Origin of the sequence: Faecalibacterium faecis, from assembly GCF_040096475.1 — a bacterium.
Taxonomy (GTDB): Bacteria; Bacillota; Clostridia; order Oscillospirales; family Ruminococcaceae; genus Faecalibacterium; species Faecalibacterium taiwanense.
This window is the reverse complement of record NZ_JBBMEP010000006.1, coordinates 94398-108359: the sequence shown is the minus strand read 5'-3', so window position 1 is coordinate 108359 and position 13962 is coordinate 94398. Positions and strand designations below refer to the sequence as shown.

Below are 13962 nucleotides of genomic sequence, written 5' to 3'. Positions count from 1 at the left end.
TTTCCGGCTGAGATGAAGATTGCCGCTGCAAGCCTCTTCTGTGAAAGAGTAATTCGGCAAAGCCCGCAGGCTTTGCCGAATTACAAATACAAATAAAAATTCCGCTGATTATGGCCAAAGCGAATGCGGCGGCCATTTAAAATCGTTAAATGAGGTAAACACTATGGCATTGGATGCCGCGACACTGGCCCTTACGGCAGCAGAGCTCAAAGCAACGCTGACCGACGCCAAGATCGCAAAACTATTTGAACCCACCCGTGATGAGCTGGTGCTCACCCTGCGCACCCGCACGGATACCTATGCGCTGCTGCTTTCGGCCCGCAGTGGTTCCGCCCGCGTGTGCCTGACCGAAGAAAGCTTTGAAAACCCGGAAACGCCGCCCTCCTTCTGTATGCTGATGCGCAAGCATCTCACCGGCGGCAGGCTGCTGGACGTGCACATGGAGCCGGGAGACCGCATCGTCTATTTTGATTTCCAGTGCACCAACGAGATGGGCGACCTTGTGCGCAACACCCTGTGTGCCGAATTGATGGGCCGCTACTCCAATCTGGTTCTGGTGCAGAACGGCAAGATTATTGACGCACTCAAGCGCGTGGATTTTGAGGACAGCGATGTGCGCCAGCTGCTGCCGGGCCTGCCCTACACCACGCCGCCCAAGCCTGCAAGACCGGACTTCCTGCTGGTGAGCAGTGCGTCCATCGTGGCAGCAGCCTGCCAGAGAGATCTGCCGGTGGCAGATGCCCTCAACAAGACCGTGGCCGGTGTTGGCCCGGTGGTCTGCCGCGAAGCTGCATGGCGTGCCTTTGACGGCGAACATCTGCCCGCCAATGAGCTGACCGAGGAACAGAAGCGCAAGCTTATGGCTGCCATCGACGAGCTGAAGGAAGAGCACGCAACCGGCGGTACGCCCTGCAGCGTCACCGACCCCAACGGAAAGCCCATCGAGTATACCTTCTTCCGCCCGCAGCAGTACGGCGAAAAATATATTATAAAGGAGTGGCCCTCCTTCAACGCCATGCTGGAGGGCTACTACGCTGAGAAGGACCGCGCGGAACGCCTGCGCACCAAAAGCAAGGAGCTGCACAAGGCCGTGCACAATATGTACGAGCGCGCCGTGCGCAAGCAGGCCGCCCGTCAGGAAGAGCTTGCTGCCAGCGGCAAGAGCGAAAAGCTGCGTCTGTACGGTGAGCTGCTCTCGGCAAACCTCTATCTGGCCCAGAAGGGCATGAAGAGCATCACCGTGCCCAACTGGTACGACGAGGGCAAAGAGGTGACCATCCCGCTGGACCTGCGGTTCACACCCAGCCAGAACGCCCAGAACTTCTTCAAGAACTATAAAAAGAAGCAGACCGCCGCCCGGATGCTGGTGGACCTGCTGGCAGAGGGTGAAAAGGAGATCGCCTATCTGGAAACGGTGCTCTACGAGGTGGAGTCCGCTTCCGGTGAAGCGGCCCTCAACGAGATCCGGGCAGAGCTGAAGAGTCAGGGCTACCTGAAATACTACAAGCAGCGGGATAAGCGCCAGAAGCCTGCAGATTTCCTGCGGTTCACTTCCACCGATGGCTTTGAGATCCTGGTGGGCCGGAACAATGCCCAGAACGACAAGCTCACCCTGCACACCGCCCGGGGCAAAGACCTGTGGTTCCATGTGCAGAAGGCCCCCGGCAGCCACGTTGTGGTCATGAGCCGGGGCGAGGAGATCCCGGACACCACCAAGCAGGAGGCCGCGGAGCTGGCAGTCATCTACTCCAGCACCTACAAGGCAGGCACCGGCGCCAAGGTGGCGGTGGACACCACCGAGGTGAAAAACATCTGGAAAGCCAGCGGTGCAAAGCCCGGCATGGTGCTGTACGAGGTGTACACCACGGTCTATATCACGCCCCGGGATGGGCTGGAGGAGCAGCTGAAGAAGAAATGATTTGAACTGCGCGCCGCGCTGCTCTGCGCATCTTCAGCGGAAGAATTATTTTAAATTTGCCAATCGGGAAAATCTGCGGATTTTCCCGATTGACTTTTTCACGGGTGGGGTCGTAAAGGCGAACGGCATTTGCAGCGCCTGCTTCCTGCGGGAGCGGCGGCGCTGCTTTTTATTATATATGTATAAAAGCGGCAGAACGGTCCATACTAAGCACTGCGCAGCGGGCACGGCAGAGTTTTCCACCGGCAGAAAAGCCTGCGGATTGTGCATCTTGCACAGAAAATGCGCGCTATGACAAAACGGAGAAAATAAAAAAGAAAATTCGTTCTTTTTTCTAAAAAACACTTGCCAAATGCACGAAGGTGTGATAGAATAACTCTCGGCTGCAAAGGGCTTGTGCGATACAAGTCGTGCAGGCCAGCGATATGCGTAGATGCGGGAGGTTGTCATCCGGCGATAGCTGCGATGGGTTATTTCCGCGGAGTATGTCCGATCTTAGAACCGGGCGAAAGAATTACTGACAGCGATGGAATACGTTCCCTCGGCAGAGAAGTTACTCCTCTGCGAAACGGGCGGAACCAATGTTCGGATTTGATTTGCTAATATGTTTCCGGGAGAACTGCCATGCGGTTCACCGGTTTTTATAGTGCCAAATCGAGGAACACCCGGAACTGTGTAGAGCAATTTATCGGCTCGCCTAGGGCAAAATCAATTTTTTCAGGAGGCGTAAGCAATGGCAGTCAAAGAGAAAATCAGAATCCGTCTGCAGAGCTATGATGCTCAGCTGATCGATGCCGCAGCAGAGAAGATCGTGGAGACCGCAAAGCACACCGGTGCACGCGTGTCCGGCCCCATCCCCCTGCCCACCGATCGTGAGATCGTTACCGTTCTGCGCGCTACCCACAAGTACAAGGATAGCCGCGAGCAGTTCGAGAGCCGCACTCATAAGCGTCTGATCGACATTCTGAAGCCGTCCAACAAGACGGTCGAGGCTCTGATGAGCCTCCAGCTCCCCGCTGGCGTGGACATCGAGATCAAGCTGTAAAAGACACTCGATCAAATTCGATGCCCTCGTTTCCCGAGGGGTCATGTTGGCAGTGACGTGCGCTGCCAACCAATAACCTTTACAGGAGGAAAAGAAAATGGTTAAAGGCATTATCGGCAAGAAAGTCGGTATGACCCAGCTGTTCGACGCGAACGGCAAGGTCGTTCCCGTCACCGTCATCGAGGCTGGTCCCTGCACCGTCGTGCAGAAGAAGACCGTCGAGAGCGATGGCTACCAGGCTGTTCAGCTGGGCTTCGGCGAGGTTTCCGCCAAGAAGGTCAACAAGGCAGCTGCAGGCCACTTCAAGAAGGCAAACGTTGCCCCCAAGAAGACCCTGCGCGAGTTCCGTCTGGAAGATGTTTCCGCAATGAACGTTGGCGACGTGCTGAAGGCTGATGTCTTCGCAGAGGGCGACAAGGTGGACGTTGTGGGCGTTTCCAAGGGCAAGGGCTACCAGGGCGTTATCAAGCGCTACGGTCAGCACCGTCTGCGTGAGAGCCACGGCACCGGTCCTGTTGCTCGTCATGCAGGTTCCAACGGTTCCACTTCTACCCCTGCTCGCGTGTTCCCCGGCAAGCGCCTGCCCGGCCACATGGGCTTTGTGCGCGTCACCGTGCAGAACCTGACTGTTGTCAAGGTTGACACCGAGAACAATCTGATCGCTGTCAAGGGTGCGGTCCCCGGTTCCAAGGGCACCATCATCACCCTGGCCAACAGCGTGAAGGCGTAAGGAGGAAAGCTACAATGGCAAAGTTTAACGTAGTCGATATGAACGGTCAGCATGTTAGCGAGATCGAGCTTTCCGACGCCGTGTTCGGTATCACCCCGAACGAGAAGGCTGTCCACATTGCTGTGGTGAACTTCCTGGCCAACCAGCGTCAGGGCACCCAGAACACCAAGATCCGCATGGAAGTTTCCGGCGGCGGCAAGAAGCCCTGGCGTCAGAAGGGCACCGGCCACGCTCGTCAGGGTTCCATCCGTGCACCGCAGTGGACTCACGGCGGCGTCGCTCTGGGCCCCAAGCCCCGCAGCTACAACTACCACATCAACAACAAGGTCAAGCGCCTGGCTCTGCTGAGCGTGTTGTCCGACAAGGCTGCCAATGGCAACATGGTCGTTGTTGACAAGTTCGCTTGCGATGAGTACAAGACCAAGACCGTGGTTGCAATGCTGAACGCTGTTGGCGCCGGCAAGAAGAACCTGCTGGTCAATGAGACTGTCGATGCAAAGTTCGTCAAGAGCGCTGGCAACATTGCCGGTGTGAAGACCACCTTCGCAGGCAGCGTGAACACCTACGATGTGCTGAACGCCGACAAGCTGATCATCAGCGTCGACGCAGCTAAGAAGCTCGAGGAGGTGCTTGGCTAATGAAAACCGCACATGATATCATCCTGAAGCCGGTCATTACCGAGAACTCCATGGCTGGCATCGCTGACAAGAAGTACACCTTCAAGGTCGCTACCGATGCTACCAAGGTCGAGATCGCTCAGGCCGTTGAGGTCCTGTTCCCGGGCGCTAAGGTCGCAAAGGTCAACACCATCTCTGTGCGCGGCCGTTTCCGCCGCCAGGGCATGCACGCCGGTTACACCGCTGCATCCAAGAAGGCTATCGTGACCCTGACCAAGGACTCCAAGGAAATCGAGTTCTTCAACAGCATGGTCTAAGCCGAACCCGCCGAGGGTTCCTCTATGGGGATATGACCCCGATAATAATTCATAAGATAAACAAAGGAGAATAGCACTATGGCTATCAAGAAGTATGGCCCCACTACTCCGGGCCGCCGCGGCATGACCGTCACGGATTACAGCGTCCTGTCTAAGGTCGCTCCCGAGCGCAGCCTGCTGGAGCCCATGAAGAAGCACAGCGGCCGCAACAACACCGGTCGCATCACCGTCCGTCATCAGGGCGGCGGCAACCGCACCAAGTATCGTGTCATCGACTTCAAGCGTCAGAAGACCGATATGCCCGCTACCGTCAAGACTCTCGAGTACGATCCGAACCGCAGCGCATTCATCGCTCTGGTCGAGTACACCGATGGCGTCAAGAGCTACATCATTGCTCCCGATGGCCTGAAGGTGGGCGATGTGGTCATCAGCAGCAAGTCTGCCGACATCAAGCCCGGCAACTGCCTGCCCTTCGAGAACATCCCCGTCGGTACCATCATCCACAACATCGAGCTGTATCCCGGCCGCGGCGCTCAGCTGGTTCGTTCCGCTGGCAACATGGCTCAGCTGATGGCTAAGGAGAATGGCTACGCTCTGGTTCGTCTGCCCTCCGGTGAGATGCGCAACGTGCCCGTGAACTGCACTGCAGTCATCGGTCAGGTTTCCAACATCGACCACGAGAACGTCAACCTGGGCAAGGCTGGCCGCAAGCGCCACATGGGCGTGCGTCCCGGCAGCCGTGGTACCGTCATGAACCCCTGCGACCATCCCCACGGTGGTGGCGAGGGCCGCGCACCTGTTGGTCACTCCGGTCCTATGACTCCCTGGGGCAAGCCCGCTCTGGGTCTCAAGACTCGCAAGCATCATAAGCGCTCCGATAAGCTGATCGTGAAGCGTGCAGGTAAGTAAGAGAGGAGTTTAAGACAATGGGTAGAAGCATTAAAAAAGGACCTTTCGTCCAGGCTGCTCTTATGAAGCACGTTGAAGCGATGAACGCTTCCGGCAAGAAGCAGGTCATCAAGACCTGGAGCCGCGCCTCCACGATCTTCCCCGAATTCGTTGGTCACACCTTTGCCGTCCACGACGGCCGCAAGCATGTGCCTGTGTATGTGACTGAGGACATGGTTGGCCACAAGCTGGGTGAGTTCGTTCCCACCCGTACCTTCAAGGGCCACACTGGTAATTCTAAGTAATAGAGGGAGGAACACAACATGGAAGCTCGGGCAATTCTTCGTTATGCCCGCATTAGTCCTCGTAAGGTGTCTATCGTTATGGATCTGATCCGTAACAAGCCCCTGGACGAAGCGCTGGCAATCCTGCAGTACACCCCGAAGGCAGCTTGTGAGCCCCTTCTGAAGCTGGTGAAGTCTGCAGCCGCTAATGCGGAAAACAACTTCAATATGGACAAGAACAACCTCTACGTCGCCGAGTGCTACGTCTGCCCCGGCCCGACGCTGAAGCGCATGATGCCTCGTGCACAGGGCCGCGGCTACCGCATCCTGAAGCGCACCAGCCACATGACCGTTGTTCTGAAAGAGAAAGAGTAAGGAGGGAAAACAATGGGCCAGAAAGTAAATCCGCACGGCATTCGTGTCGGCGTTATTAAAGACTGGGACAGCCGCTGGTTTGCCTCCAAGAAGGATTTCAGCGATAACCTCGTCGAGGACCACAAGATCCGCACTGAGCTGAAGGCTCAGCTGAAGGATGCTGGTGTGCCCAAGATCGAGATCGAGCGTACTGTGGACCCGTCCACTTCCGCTCCTCGCGTAACTGTCAACATCTACTGCGCTAAGCCCGGCATGGTCATCGGCAAGGGCGGCGAAGAGCGCGTTGCTCTGCAGAACAAGCTGACCAAGGAGTATGGCAAGACTGTCATCGTCAACGTCATCGAGGTCAAGAGCGCTGCTACCAACGCTCAGCTGGTTGCTGAGGATATCGCTCGTCAGCTGGAGAACCGCGTGACCTTCCGCCGTGCCATGAAGCAGTGCATGCGCAATGCCATGAGCCCCCGCGATCGCGCAACCGTTCCCGCAAAGGGCATCAAGGCAATGTGCTCCGGCCGTCTGGGCGGCGCTGATATCGCTCGTACCGAGAGCTATCACGAGGGCACCATCCCCCTGCAGACCCTGCGTGCTGACATTGACTACGGCTTTGCAGAGGCTGCTACCACCTACGGCCGCATCGGCGTCAAGGTGTGGGTCTACAAGGGCGAAGTCCTGAAGAGCGCTAAGACCGCTCAGAAGAAGGAAGGAGGCAACAAGTAATGTTACTGCCTAAGCGTGTTAAGTACCGCCGCGTTCAGCGCGGCCGCATGACCGGCAAGGCTACCCGCGGCAACGTGGTGTGCCAGGGCCAGTACGGCCTTGTTGCTCTGGAGCCGGCATGGATCTCTTCCACCCAGATCGAGGCTGCTCGTGTTGCCATGACTCGTTACATCAAGCGTGGCGGCAAGGTGTGGATCAAGATCTTCCCCGATAAGCCCGTGACTGAAAAGCCCGCTGAGACCCGCATGGGTTCCGGTAAAGGCTCTCCCGAATACTGGGTCGCTGTTGTGAAGCCGGGCCGCGTTCTGTTCGAGCTGGCAGATGTCGATGAGGCAACTGCTCGTGAGGCACTGCGCCTGGCTATGCACAAGCTGCCCATCAAGTGCAAATTTGTTGTCCGTGAGGACTCCGTGAAGGAGGATGGCACCAATGAAGGCTAATGAACTCCGCGAAATGCAGACCGCAGAGCTGACCAGCAAGCTGGCAGACCTGAAGGCCGAGCTGTTTAACCTGCGCTTCCAGCATGCCATCAACCAGCTGGAGAACCCCGGCCGCATCGAAGCAGTCAAGAAGGACATCGCTCGCGTGATGACCGTTCTGGCTGAGAAGCAGTAAGGAGGTTAAACGATGGAAGAACGTAATCTGAGAAAGACCCGCGTCGGCGTCGTCGTGTCCGACAAGATGGATAAGACCATCGTGGTTGCCGTTAAGGATAGCGTGCAGCACCCCCTGTACAAGAAGATCCTGAAGCGTACCGCCAAGTTCAAGGCTCGTGATGAGCAGAACGAGTGCGGCATCGGTGACCGTGTTGAGATCATGGAGTGCCGCCCCCTGTCCAAGGATGTGCGCTGGCGCCTGGTCCGTATCGTTGAGAAGGCAAAGTAATTTGCCCGCTGCTTTGAACAGTTTGAAAGGAGATATCTGATATGGTTCAGATGCAAACTTATCTCAAAGTTGCCGACAACACCGGTGCCAAGGAGCTGATGTGCTTCCGCGTGCTGGGCGGCACCCGCAAGAGATACGCAAACATTGGTGACGTCGTGGTCTGCTCTGTCAAGAAGGCAGCCCCCGGCGGCTCCGTTAAGAAGGGCGACGTTGTGAAGGCTGTCATCGTGCGCAGCAAGCATGGCGTGCGCCGCGACGACGGCTCCTACATCCGTTTCGATGAGAACGCCGCCGTTATCGTTATGGCCGACAAGAGCCCCAAGGGTACCCGTATCTTTGGACCCGTTGCTCGCGAGCTGCGCGATGCCGGCTACACCAAGATCCTGAGCCTGGCTCCGGAATCGCTGTAAGGAGGTTTTAAAAATGAATAATCTTCATGTTAAAACCGGCGACAACGTTATGATCATCAGCGGCAAGGACAAGGGCCACACTGGTAAGGTCCTGCAGGTCAGCCCCTCTGAGAACAAGGTCATCGTTGAGGGCCAGAACATGGTTACCAAGCACGTCAAGCCTCGTCGTCAGGGTGAGCAGGGCGGCATCGTCAAGGCTGAGGGTGCTATGTACGCATCCAAGGTCATGCCCATCTGCCCCAAGTGCGGCAAGGCCGTGCGTGTGGGCCACGTCGAGAAGGACGGCAAGATGGTTCGCGTCTGCAAGAAGTGCGGCGCTGAGCTGTAAGAAAGGAGTAAGGAACAATGGCTCGTTTGAAAGAACAGTATGTCAATGAAATTGCTCCTGCTCTGAACTCCAAGTTCGGTTACAAGAGCGTTATGCAGATCCCCAAGCTGGACAAGGTCGTCATCAACGTTGCCTGCGGCGAAGCCAAGGACAACGAGAAGATCCTGGAAGCTGTCATGAAGGATCTGGGCCAGATCACTGGCCAGAAGGCAGTTGTGTGCCGTGCCAAGAAGAGCGTTGCTAACTTCAAGCTGCGCCAGGGCACTCCCATCGGCTGCAAGGTCACCCTGCGCGGTGAGCGTATGTATGAGTTTGTCGATCGCTTCTTCAACATCGCACTGCCCCGTGTCCGCGACTTCCGCGGCATCAACGGCAACGGTTTTGACGGCCGCGGCAACTTTGCATGCGGCATCAAGGAGCAGATCATCTTCCCCGAGATCGACTTCGAGAAGGTCGATGCAGTCCGCGGCATGGATGTCTGCTTTGTCACCACTGCCAAGACTGACGAAGAGGGCAAGGAGCTGCTGAAGGCTCTGGGCGCTCCGTTCGCAGAGAACAACTAAGGGAGGAGATTTCTACAATGGCTAAACTGTCTATGAAGCTGAAGCAGTCTCGTCCTGCTAAGTTCTCTACCCGTGCATACACCCGCTGCCGCATCTGCGGCCGTCCCCACTCCGTGCTGCGCAAGTACGGCGTGTGCCGTGTGTGCTTCCGTGAGCTGGCCTACAAGGGCGAGATCCCGGGCGTGAAGAAGGCTTCCTGGTAATCAAGCCAGAGGGCCGGATAATTTGTCGGATATCCGCCCCGGGGCAACGATGTTTCGGGGCGGTATCATTATAAAACAAACGAGAGCTAATCTAAGGAGGTTAGTGGCAAATGCAGATTACTGATCCTATCGCGGACCTGCTGACTCGCATCCGCAACGCTAGCACTGCCAAACACCCTTCTGTGGAGATCCCCGCTTCCAACATGAAGAAGGCTATCTGCCAGATTCTGGTTGACGAGGGCTACATCAAGGGCATGCAGGTCAAGAACGACACCGTTCAGGGCACCATCGTTGTCACCCTGAAGTATCAGGCTAACGGCGAGCCCGTTATCGCTGGTCTGCGCCGCGTGTCCAAGCCCGGCCTGCGCATCTACACCAACTGCGAGGATATGCCCAAGGTCATGAAGGGCCTGGGCACCGCAATCATTTCCACCTCTAAGGGCATCATGACTGATAAGGCTGCACGTGCTGCACACGTCGGCGGCGAAGTCCTGGCCTACGTGTGGTAAGAAAGGGGTAAAAGACAATGTCGAGAATTGGAAGAAAACCCATCGTCATTCCTGCCGGCGTTACTGTCACTGTCGATGAGGCAGCACATCACGTCGCCGTCAAGGGCCCCAAGGGCAGCCTGAATTCCAACTATCATCCCCTGATGACCGTCAAGGTCGAGGGCAATGAAGTTCTGGTTACCCGCCCCAATGACGAACCCCAGGCCCGCAGCCTGCACGGCCTGACCCGTACCAACATCGCCAACATGGTGAACGGTGTTGTGAACGGCTACGAGAAGAAGCTGGAGATCGTGGGCGTTGGTCTGCGCTGCCAGAAGCAGGGCTCCAACCTGGTCATGAACCTGGGCTTCTCTCATCAGGTGAACATTCCTGATACTGAGGACTGCACCATCGTGTGGCAGGATCCCAACCACTTCACCGTTACCGGTATTGACAAGCAGAAGGTCGGCCAGTATGCTGCCGAGATCCGCGCCAAGAAGCCGCCCGAGCCTTACAAGGGCAAGGGCATTCGCTACGAGGGCGAGGTTGTCAAGCACAAAGAAGGCAAGGCCGGCAAGGGCAAGAAATAAGGTAAGGAGTGAAAGACAATGGTTAAGCAGATCGACAAGAACGAAGCTCGTCTTCGTCGTCATCGCCGCGTTCGTAACAAGATCAGCGGCACCGCAGCACGTCCTCGCCTGGATGTTTTCCGCTCCGCCAAGCACATTTACGCTCAGATCATCGATGATGAGCAGGGCGTGACTCTGGTGTCGGCTTCTACTATGGACAAGGACTTCAACGGCAACGGCGGCAACGTCGAGGCCGCTGCTGAGATCGGCAAGAAGATCGCAGCAAAGGCTCTGGAAAAGGGCATCACCGAGGTCGTGTTCGACCGTGGTGGCTACGTTTATCATGGCCGTGTTAAGGCCCTGGCTGATGGCGCCCGTGAGGGCGGCCTGAAGCTGTAATGAGAGGAGGAAACACATTATGGCTATGAGAAACCGTGAAGACGACGGCATGATCACCAAGGTTGTCTCCATCAACCGCGTTTCCAAGACTGTCAAGGGCGGCCGCATCATGAAGTTTGCCGCTCTGGTTGTCGTGGGCGACGGCAAGGGCACCATTGGTTACGGCATCGGCAAGTCCGGCGAAGTGCCTGAGGCAATCCGCAAGGGCGAAGCTGCTGCTAAGAAGAACATGCACAAGGTTGCCCTGAAGGGCACCACCATCCCCCACGAGATCGTCGGCAAGTACGGCGCAGGCGCCGTTCTGCTCAAGCCGGCTGCACCTGGTACCGGTATGATCGCCGGCGGCCCTGTGCGTGCCGTCATTGAGGCTGCTGGCATCAAGGACATCCGTGCGAAGTCTATGCGTTCCAACAACCCCATCAACGTTGTTTCTGCTACCTTCGCAGGTCTGTGCGGCCTGGTCAGCGCTGAGTCTGTCGCTGAGAAGCGCGGCAAGACCGTGAAAGAAATTCTGGGTTAAGGAGGTAACAAACCATGGCAGATAAGATGCTCAAGATCGAGCTGAAGAAGAGCCTGATTGGCCGCGGCGCTAAGCAGATCGCTACCGCTGAGGCTCTGGGCCTGAAGAAGCCGGGCGACGTTACCGTTCAGCCTGACAATGCCGCTACGCAGGGCAAGATCGCAAAGATCGGCTTTATGCTCAGCGTCACCGAAGCCTAATAGCAGGGGGTATACGCATAATGAAACTTCATGAATTGCACGCGATTCCCGGCGCAAACAAGGCTGTGACCCGCAAGGGCCGCGGCATTGGCTCCGGCAATGGCAAGACTGCCGGCTTCGGCAGCAAGGGCCAGAAGGCCCGTTCCGGCGTGAAGCACGCTGGTTTCGAGGGCGGCCAGATGCCTCTGGCACGCCGCCTGCCCAAGGTTGGCTTTAACAACATCTTTGCTACCCAGTACGCCATCGTCAACGTGGCTGATCTGGAAGCTGCTTTCAATGCCGGCGATGTCGTCGATACCGAGGCTCTGAAGGCAAAGGGTCTGGTCAAGAAGACTCTGGACGGCGTTAAGGTTCTGGGCAACGGCGAGCTGACCAAGGCTCTGACCGTGAAGGCCGCAGCCTATTCCGCTTCTGCCAAAGAGAAAATCGAGAAGGCAGGCGGAAAGGCTGAGGTGATGTAAGGTGTTCCAGACATTCCGTAACGCATGGAAGATCCCCGAGCTTAAAAATCGTCTCCTGTTCACGCTGGCGATCCTCGTGGTGTACCGTCTGGGCTGTGCCATCCCCGTTCCGTTCGTTTCCGGCTCTGCGCTGACGCAGATGTTCGCAAACGGCGACATGCTCTCCTATCTGAACATGATGAGCGGTGGTGCTCTGGCCCGTTGCACGCTCTTCGCGTTAGGTGTGACACCCTATATCAACGCCTCCATTATTGTGCAGCTGCTCACCGTGGCAATTCCCGCGCTGGAAAATCTGGCAAAGGAAGCCGACGGCCAGCAGAAGCTGCAGCAGATCAACCGGTACGCAGGTGCTGTGGTCGCTCTGATCATGAGCATCGGCTACTACTTCGTGATCCGCAATATGGGCGCACTGAAGTACGTTTCCGGCGGTGCCGGCATCTTTGCCGCCATCGTCATCATCGCAACCTTTGTGGCTGGCGCACAGCTGATCACATGGTGCGGTGAGCAGATCGATGACAAGGGCATCGGCAACGGTGTCTCGCTCATCATCTTTGCTTCGATCGTCTCTAACTGGTCTTCGCTGTACACCTCTGTCAAGGGTCTGCTGACTCAGGCAGCGTCCGGCAAGCCCCAGTACTACTTCTTCCTGCCGCTGCTGATCGTGCTGGCACTGGTGGCTGTGGTCTTCGTGGTCGTCATGACCAACGCAGAGCGCCGCATCACCATTCAGTACGCAAAGCGCGTGGTAGGCCGCAAGCAGATGGGCGGTCAGAACAGCTATCTGCCCCTGAAGCTGAATATGAGCGGCGTTATGCCCATCATCTTCGCTTCGGCTCTGGTGTCCATCCCGGGCACCATCGGCAGCTTCCTGCAGATCGACCAGCAGGCACACCCGGTGTGGTATGCATTCTTCCACACCTTCAACTACACCTCCTGGCTGTACGTTGTGATTTACCTGCTGCTGATTCTGGCATTCAACTACTTCTATGTGGCCATCCAGTACAACCCCGTTGAGATCGCCAACAATCTGCGCCGCAACAACGGCTCGATCCCCGGCTTCCGTCCCGGCAAGCCGACCAGCGATTTCATCACCCGCACCCTGAACAAGATCACCCTCATCGGTGCCATCTTCCTGGCTGCGGTGGCTGTGCTGCCGATCATTCTGGGCAACCTGACCGGTATGAGCATCCAGCTGGGCGGTACCAGCCTGCTGATTGTGGTTGGTGTGGCACTTGATACCACCCGTAGCCTCGACAGCTTCATGACGATGCGCAACCACAAGGGTTTCCTTGGTTGATCCACAATAATTAAGATGTGAGAAAGCACTGGAAAGGAGAGTACGCTCGAACTTTTCAGTGCTTTTTTACTTTTTTGGAGTTTACATCCTCTAACAAAGGAAAGGAATGATCCTATGAATCTGATCCTGTTGGGCGCACCTGGTGCTGGTAAGGGCACTCAGGCCGAGATCATCTGCGCCAAGCTGAACATCCCCTCCATCAGCACCGGCAACATTCTGCGCGCTGCTGTCAAGGAAGGCACCGAGATGGGCCTGAAGGCAAAGAGCTTTATGGACGCTGGCGCTCTGGTGCCCGATGAGGTCATCATCGGCATCCTGAAAGAGCGTCTGGCTCAGCCGGACTGTGCAAACGGCTTTATCCTGGACGGTGTGCCCCGCACCATCGCTCAGGCCGAGGCCATCGAGACCATGGGCATCCGCATCGACAAGGTGCTGGAGCTGCAGGTCGAGGACAATGTGATCGTTGACCGCATGAGCGGCCGCCGCGTCTGCGAGAAGTGCGGCGCAAGCTACCACATCGTCAACAAGAAGAGCAAGGTCGAGGGTGTATGCGACCTGTGCGGCGGCAAGACCGTCATCCGCAAGGACGACCAGCCTGCCACCGTACTGGATCGTCTGAAAGCATATCATGAGCAGACCGAGCCGCTGGTGGAGTTCTACCGTACCCGCGGCAAGCTGGCAGAGATCAAGTTCTGCCCCTCCATCGAGGAGACCACGGCTGAAGTCATGAAAGCTTTGGAGGCATAAT

24 protein-coding genes are annotated in these 13962 nt (G+C 56.9%); all 24 read left to right on the top strand.

Annotation, left to right across the window (positions count from 1 at the left end; translation table 11 throughout):
- Positions 1-163: 163 nt before the first annotated feature.
- The gene (locus tag WMO17_RS04620; RefSeq protein WP_349137565.1) at positions 164-1918 is read left to right on the top strand and encodes an Rqc2 family fibronectin-binding protein; all 1755 of its coding nucleotides are present in this window, start codon (positions 164-166) and stop codon (positions 1916-1918) included.
- A gap of 733 nt (positions 1919-2651) precedes the next feature.
- A complete protein-coding gene (gene rpsJ, locus WMO17_RS04615) occupies positions 2652-2963 on the top strand; it encodes a 30S ribosomal protein S10 (RefSeq protein ID WP_005934923.1) in 312 nt (103 codons plus the stop codon).
- Positions 2964-3060: 97 nt separating this feature from the next.
- Complete coding sequence (gene rplC, locus WMO17_RS04610; protein WP_005938036.1) at positions 3061-3693, top strand: 50S ribosomal protein L3; 633 nt, start codon at positions 3061-3063, stop codon at positions 3691-3693.
- 14 nt (positions 3694-3707) lie between these two features.
- Entirely contained in the window at positions 3708-4331 is a 624-nt protein-coding gene (gene rplD / locus WMO17_RS04605; protein ID WP_005938033.1) for a 50S ribosomal protein L4, read from the top strand.
- Complete coding sequence (gene rplW, locus WMO17_RS04600; RefSeq protein ID WP_005938030.1) at positions 4331-4627, top strand: 50S ribosomal protein L23; 297 nt, start codon at positions 4331-4333, stop codon at positions 4625-4627. The genes rplD and rplW overlap by 1 nt, the downstream gene beginning before the upstream one ends.
- A gap of 78 nt (positions 4628-4705) precedes the next feature.
- Positions 4706-5536 (top strand): 50S ribosomal protein L2, encoded by an 831-nt coding sequence (rplB, locus tag WMO17_RS04595; protein ID WP_005938027.1) that lies wholly within the window; start codon positions 4706-4708, stop codon positions 5534-5536.
- Positions 5537-5553: 17 nt separating this feature from the next.
- Positions 5554-5820, top strand: a complete 267-nt coding sequence (gene rpsS / locus WMO17_RS04590; RefSeq protein WP_005921883.1) for a 30S ribosomal protein S19 — start codon at positions 5554-5556, stop codon at positions 5818-5820.
- A gap of 18 nt (positions 5821-5838) precedes the next feature.
- Entirely contained in the window at positions 5839-6174 is a 336-nt protein-coding gene (rplV, locus tag WMO17_RS04585; protein WP_005921882.1) for a 50S ribosomal protein L22, read from the top strand.
- A gap of 12 nt (positions 6175-6186) precedes the next feature.
- A complete protein-coding gene (rpsC, locus tag WMO17_RS04580) occupies positions 6187-6891 on the top strand; it encodes a 30S ribosomal protein S3 (RefSeq protein WP_005938023.1) in 705 nt (234 codons plus the stop codon).
- Complete coding sequence (rplP, locus tag WMO17_RS04575) at positions 6891-7331, top strand: 50S ribosomal protein L16 (protein WP_005938020.1); 441 nt, start codon at positions 6891-6893, stop codon at positions 7329-7331. Before rpsC ends, rplP begins: the two co-directional genes overlap by 1 nt.
- On the top strand, positions 7321-7506 hold the full coding sequence (gene rpmC, locus WMO17_RS04570; protein ID WP_005921879.1) for a 50S ribosomal protein L29: 186 nt from the start codon (positions 7321-7323) through the stop codon (positions 7504-7506). Before rplP ends, rpmC begins: the two co-directional genes overlap by 11 nt.
- Before the next feature lie 12 nt (positions 7507-7518).
- A complete protein-coding gene (gene rpsQ / locus WMO17_RS04565) occupies positions 7519-7776 on the top strand; it encodes a 30S ribosomal protein S17 (protein WP_005938017.1) in 258 nt (85 codons plus the stop codon).
- A gap of 41 nt (positions 7777-7817) precedes the next feature.
- Positions 7818-8186, top strand: coding sequence for a 50S ribosomal protein L14 (gene rplN, locus WMO17_RS04560; RefSeq protein WP_005938014.1), 369 nt, complete (start codon positions 7818-7820; stop codon positions 8184-8186).
- Positions 8187-8199: 13 nt separating this feature from the next.
- The gene (rplX, locus tag WMO17_RS04555; RefSeq protein ID WP_005934911.1) at positions 8200-8514 is read left to right on the top strand and encodes a 50S ribosomal protein L24; all 315 of its coding nucleotides are present in this window, start codon (positions 8200-8202) and stop codon (positions 8512-8514) included.
- A gap of 17 nt (positions 8515-8531) precedes the next feature.
- The gene (gene rplE / locus WMO17_RS04550) at positions 8532-9077 is read left to right on the top strand and encodes a 50S ribosomal protein L5 (RefSeq protein WP_005938011.1); all 546 of its coding nucleotides are present in this window, start codon (positions 8532-8534) and stop codon (positions 9075-9077) included.
- Positions 9078-9094: 17 nt separating this feature from the next.
- Positions 9095-9280 (top strand): type Z 30S ribosomal protein S14, encoded by a 186-nt coding sequence (locus WMO17_RS04545; protein ID WP_005921866.1) that lies wholly within the window; start codon positions 9095-9097, stop codon positions 9278-9280.
- A 110-nt stretch (positions 9281-9390) separates the two neighbouring features.
- On the top strand, positions 9391-9789 hold the full coding sequence (gene rpsH / locus WMO17_RS04540; RefSeq protein ID WP_005938007.1) for a 30S ribosomal protein S8: 399 nt from the start codon (positions 9391-9393) through the stop codon (positions 9787-9789).
- A 17-nt stretch (positions 9790-9806) separates the two neighbouring features.
- Positions 9807-10358, top strand: a complete 552-nt coding sequence (gene rplF, locus WMO17_RS04535; RefSeq protein ID WP_005938003.1) for a 50S ribosomal protein L6 — start codon at positions 9807-9809, stop codon at positions 10356-10358.
- Positions 10359-10376: 18 nt separating this feature from the next.
- Positions 10377-10736, top strand: a complete 360-nt coding sequence (gene rplR, locus WMO17_RS04530; protein WP_005938000.1) for a 50S ribosomal protein L18 — start codon at positions 10377-10379, stop codon at positions 10734-10736.
- A gap of 19 nt (positions 10737-10755) precedes the next feature.
- Positions 10756-11256, top strand: coding sequence for a 30S ribosomal protein S5 (gene rpsE / locus WMO17_RS04525; RefSeq protein ID WP_005937997.1), 501 nt, complete (start codon positions 10756-10758; stop codon positions 11254-11256).
- Positions 11257-11270: 14 nt separating this feature from the next.
- Positions 11271-11456, top strand: a complete 186-nt coding sequence (gene rpmD, locus WMO17_RS04520) for a 50S ribosomal protein L30 (RefSeq protein WP_005934904.1) — start codon at positions 11271-11273, stop codon at positions 11454-11456.
- 20 nt (positions 11457-11476) lie between these two features.
- Positions 11477-11917 (top strand): 50S ribosomal protein L15, encoded by a 441-nt coding sequence (rplO, locus tag WMO17_RS04515; RefSeq protein ID WP_005934902.1) that lies wholly within the window; start codon positions 11477-11479, stop codon positions 11915-11917.
- Position 11918: 1 nt separating this feature from the next.
- Positions 11919-13214, top strand: a complete 1296-nt coding sequence (gene secY / locus WMO17_RS04510) for a preprotein translocase subunit SecY (protein WP_005937994.1) — start codon at positions 11919-11921, stop codon at positions 13212-13214.
- Between the two features lie 114 nt (positions 13215-13328).
- A complete protein-coding gene (locus WMO17_RS04505; RefSeq protein ID WP_005937991.1) occupies positions 13329-13961 on the top strand; it encodes an adenylate kinase in 633 nt (210 codons plus the stop codon).
- Position 13962: the final 1 nt, after the last annotated feature.

Excerpts from the sequence above, each read along its gene's own strand:
- WMO17_RS04620 (WP_349137565.1), top strand. The coding sequence starts at position 164 with ATGGCATTGGATGCCGCGACACTGGCCCTTACGGCAGCAGAGCTCAAA.
- rpsJ (WP_005934923.1), top strand. The coding sequence starts at position 2,652 with ATGGCAGTCAAAGAGAAAATCAGAATCCGTCTGCAGAGCTATGATGCT.
- rplC (WP_005938036.1), top strand. The coding sequence starts at position 3,061 with ATGGTTAAAGGCATTATCGGCAAGAAAGTCGGTATGACCCAGCTGTTC.
- rplD (WP_005938033.1), top strand. The coding sequence starts at position 3,708 with ATGGCAAAGTTTAACGTAGTCGATATGAACGGTCAGCATGTTAGCGAG.
- rplW (WP_005938030.1), top strand. The coding sequence starts at position 4,331 with ATGAAAACCGCACATGATATCATCCTGAAGCCGGTCATTACCGAGAAC.
- rplB (WP_005938027.1), top strand. The coding sequence starts at position 4,706 with ATGGCTATCAAGAAGTATGGCCCCACTACTCCGGGCCGCCGCGGCATG.
- rpsS (WP_005921883.1), top strand. The coding sequence starts at position 5,554 with ATGGGTAGAAGCATTAAAAAAGGACCTTTCGTCCAGGCTGCTCTTATG.
- rplV (WP_005921882.1), top strand. The coding sequence starts at position 5,839 with ATGGAAGCTCGGGCAATTCTTCGTTATGCCCGCATTAGTCCTCGTAAG.
- rpsC (WP_005938023.1), top strand. The coding sequence starts at position 6,187 with ATGGGCCAGAAAGTAAATCCGCACGGCATTCGTGTCGGCGTTATTAAA.
- rplP (WP_005938020.1), top strand. The coding sequence starts at position 6,891 with ATGTTACTGCCTAAGCGTGTTAAGTACCGCCGCGTTCAGCGCGGCCGC.
- rpmC (WP_005921879.1), top strand. The coding sequence starts at position 7,321 with ATGAAGGCTAATGAACTCCGCGAAATGCAGACCGCAGAGCTGACCAGC.
- rpsQ (WP_005938017.1), top strand. The coding sequence starts at position 7,519 with ATGGAAGAACGTAATCTGAGAAAGACCCGCGTCGGCGTCGTCGTGTCC.
- rplN (WP_005938014.1), top strand. The coding sequence starts at position 7,818 with ATGGTTCAGATGCAAACTTATCTCAAAGTTGCCGACAACACCGGTGCC.
- rplX (WP_005934911.1), top strand. The coding sequence starts at position 8,200 with ATGAATAATCTTCATGTTAAAACCGGCGACAACGTTATGATCATCAGC.
- rplE (WP_005938011.1), top strand. The coding sequence starts at position 8,532 with ATGGCTCGTTTGAAAGAACAGTATGTCAATGAAATTGCTCCTGCTCTG.
- WMO17_RS04545 (WP_005921866.1), top strand. The coding sequence starts at position 9,095 with ATGGCTAAACTGTCTATGAAGCTGAAGCAGTCTCGTCCTGCTAAGTTC.
- rpsH (WP_005938007.1), top strand. The coding sequence starts at position 9,391 with ATGCAGATTACTGATCCTATCGCGGACCTGCTGACTCGCATCCGCAAC.
- rplF (WP_005938003.1), top strand. The coding sequence starts at position 9,807 with ATGTCGAGAATTGGAAGAAAACCCATCGTCATTCCTGCCGGCGTTACT.
- rplR (WP_005938000.1), top strand. The coding sequence starts at position 10,377 with ATGGTTAAGCAGATCGACAAGAACGAAGCTCGTCTTCGTCGTCATCGC.
- rpsE (WP_005937997.1), top strand. The coding sequence starts at position 10,756 with ATGGCTATGAGAAACCGTGAAGACGACGGCATGATCACCAAGGTTGTC.
- rpmD (WP_005934904.1), top strand. The coding sequence starts at position 11,271 with ATGGCAGATAAGATGCTCAAGATCGAGCTGAAGAAGAGCCTGATTGGC.
- rplO (WP_005934902.1), top strand. The coding sequence starts at position 11,477 with ATGAAACTTCATGAATTGCACGCGATTCCCGGCGCAAACAAGGCTGTG.
- WMO17_RS04505 (WP_005937991.1), top strand. The coding sequence starts at position 13,329 with ATGAATCTGATCCTGTTGGGCGCACCTGGTGCTGGTAAGGGCACTCAG.